The organism is Novacetimonas pomaceti (assembly GCF_003207955.1).
GTDB lineage: Bacteria > Pseudomonadota > Alphaproteobacteria > Acetobacterales > Acetobacteraceae > Novacetimonas > Novacetimonas pomaceti.
Genome location: NZ_NOXG01000073.1, coordinates 1 through 2469 on the forward strand (window position 1 = coordinate 1; position 2469 = coordinate 2469).

Below are 2469 nucleotides of genomic sequence, written 5' to 3' on the forward strand. Positions count from 1 at the left end.
GCATCGGGTTTTCTTATAGCTTACGAAAATTTCTTTTGTGCAAAACAGACTTTTTCATAATCTAACCCGATGTACAACCCTTCTGTGAGATTTCCGCGTCGATTGCCGCGATGAGCTTGAAGGGCATATGGAAACCTACCGGCGCAATCGTGACCTGCTGCTGCGTACCCTGCCCGAAATGGGGCTGCGCCATATCGCGCCACCAGATGGAGCGTTCTATATCTATGCCGATATCAGGCACCTGACGGATGACAGCATGGCGTTTTGCAAGCGCCTGTTGCTGGATACGGGTGTTACGACAGCACCGGGCATTGATTTCGACCCCGTAGACGGGAAATACTTCATCCGTTTCAGCTTTGCGGTCGCAACGGACCAGATTGAAGAAGCCATCCGCCGCATGGTCCCATGGTTTCGGCAGCAGAAAAATTGTTTGCTGGCCAATGCTCCAGCTTAGACGCGCCGCACCTGCGGATTCTGCTGAAAAGGATTAAGCACATCCACGTCCCGACCGGCAAAGTCAGCCACATTGCGAGTCACGATAATCATGCCGTGAATTCGGGCGGTAGCTGCCAGCACGACATCCCGCTCGTTTTTTCCTTTTGCACCCAGCATACGGGCAACTTCCCCAGAGATCTTCATTGTGATCGGTATCTGACGGTCTGCATATTCCCGTTCGAAATTGTCCAGCGCTGCAAGTTGGGCAATCACGCGTGCCGTATCCTGTCCTTTTTTCTCGAGACGGACCCGTTCTCTTTCTCGCCCCTCACGCATTTCCTGATAAACGATGGGGCTGATCCGGTATTGATCGTCGTCGATCGTGTCGAGCCACGCCTTGACATAGGGATTACCGGCATCTCCCATCTCGCGAAAAACATTCGTGTCAATCAGATAAAGCGGACGCAACATGAGATCAGGACTCAGCCCCACTTTCTACGGCATCAAAAATACCCATCTCCGCCAACGCACCAGCCGCCCGCCGGAAACTACGGACCGGATATGGACGCCCAGGTTTAGGATAAGCCTCCGTGTACGCAATAGCAGATTCAATCTGTTCCTCGGTCAGGGTCGGATAGTCCGCTTTGATCTCCTTGATTGTCTGTCCCTGTACGAGGGCAGCAACACGATAAGCAGATATATCCGTTCCCTTGATAACAGGATCAGTCCCATCCTCCTCCAATATATTTTTCTTGGCGTCGAGGAGTTTCTTGTATTTGGATAGAAAATTACGCTGAATTTCGGTAATATTGGCTTTAAAAGGACCAAAGCTTACGGTTCTGGCTTTCGCTTCATTTTTTTTGAAGGCCTGATACAGCTTCCGACGCCCCGTCGGAGTTAGATCCGCATGCATCTGCTTTTCAAGCGCCAGAAACAACAACTCCGAGAGCCCGATCTTTCGTACCCGCTTACGCCCCTTCCCCACACCGTGAACCGGCATGTCCTCTTCCGGCTCGCTGATCTTCTCTACTTCCCCACGATCAATCGCCCGGTTGATATCCTTTTCCGACATCCCGATCAGAAACTGCGCTTCGCGTAGGGTAACGGGCTGGATTTCTATCATGTGCGCCTCCAATGTATCCCATAATAGGGAATAGTTAGAATATATCAAGTCGTACGAAGCGCCTGCCGTGGCCCTACCGGTCAATTTGGCGAAAGAAAATCCCAAAGAAGACTCGAATCTGCTCTCAAAACCTGCATGAAATAAAAAGCAACGCAGCCAATTTTTGCTGCAGCAGTCGCAAGATGATCTTCGAAGCTTCTCCCGTTATCCGGAGAAGCTCATGAAACATTCTCTGCTCATTTTTCTTTTGCCCATGGCGCTCAACGCCTGTGCGCAGAGCCTGTCGTCACCTTCTCCCATTGCGACGACCGGCATGGCCGACCCTGAACTGGCCTTGCAACGGTCAATGGCAGAAACCACGACTGATCTTCTGGAACTTGGCAGCATCCGCCCGTCTCCGGTCGTGGCATCTGCCAACCAACCCCTGCTCCCCGATGACCTGACCCGCCGGATCTGGTTCGTGTGGGACGGCCCGCTGGGCAAGGCCGTCGCAAAACTCGGCCAGGAAATTGGCTACAGCGTGACGGTCACCGGCCATCCCCGAGCAATGCGCGTCGCGACCAACAGTGTTGCCGCCGTGGTGGATATCCTTCGAACATTGGGCGATCAGGCCGGAGATCAGGCCATGGTCTCGGTAGACCCGCTTCACCACGCGATAACGGTGGCGTGGCATGCGTAAGATGGCGCTCTTTCTATCTTCGGCCATCGTCGTGACGGCCGCAGGCAGCCCGACCCATGCGGCATCTGTCTCTACGGGGAAGGTTGTCATTGAGGAGGGGCAGCACGTCCGGCTACCGACATCGTCTCCATCTCCACCACCGGCCCGCAGCGGCACATTGGTCCCGGAGCCACAGCCGCCCCAACCGGGTGCGGATCAGGTGGACGGGGCTGACCCCGCCCTTGCCAATCCC

3 protein-coding genes and 2 pseudogenes are annotated in these 2469 nt (G+C 54.4%); 3 read left to right on the top strand and 2 right to left on the bottom strand.

Translation table 11 applies throughout. The annotated features are described in order from the left end of the window. Positions 1-100 precede the first annotated feature (100 nt). A pseudogene (locus CFR71_RS15485) lies at positions 101-454 on the top strand (aminotransferase class I/II-fold pyridoxal phosphate-dependent enzyme); the annotation flags it as partial. On the opposite strand, the gene CFR71_RS15490 reads toward CFR71_RS15485, so the two are convergent. Together CFR71_RS15490 and CFR71_RS15495 are read right to left on the bottom strand one after the other, a co-directional pair. Further along, the gene (locus CFR71_RS15490; RefSeq protein ID WP_082267061.1) at positions 451-906 is read right to left on the bottom strand and encodes a PIN domain-containing protein; all 456 of its coding nucleotides are present in this window, start codon (positions 904-906) and stop codon (positions 451-453) included. The pseudogene CFR71_RS15485 and the gene CFR71_RS15490 overlap by 4 nt on opposite strands. A gap of 4 nt (positions 907-910) precedes the next feature. Beyond that, entirely contained in the window at positions 911-1558 is a 648-nt protein-coding gene (locus CFR71_RS15495) for a DUF433 domain-containing protein (protein WP_110532203.1), read from the bottom strand. Between the two features lie 220 nt (positions 1559-1778). Between CFR71_RS15495 and CFR71_RS15500 the strand changes: the two genes are divergently transcribed. Beyond that, positions 1779-2237, top strand: coding sequence for a DotD/TraH family lipoprotein (locus tag CFR71_RS15500; protein ID WP_165832126.1), 459 nt, complete (start codon positions 1779-1781; stop codon positions 2235-2237). Continuing rightward, a pseudogene (locus tag CFR71_RS16740) lies at positions 2230-2469 on the top strand (conjugal transfer protein TraI); the annotation flags it as partial. The gene CFR71_RS15500 and the pseudogene CFR71_RS16740, both read left to right, overlap by 8 nt.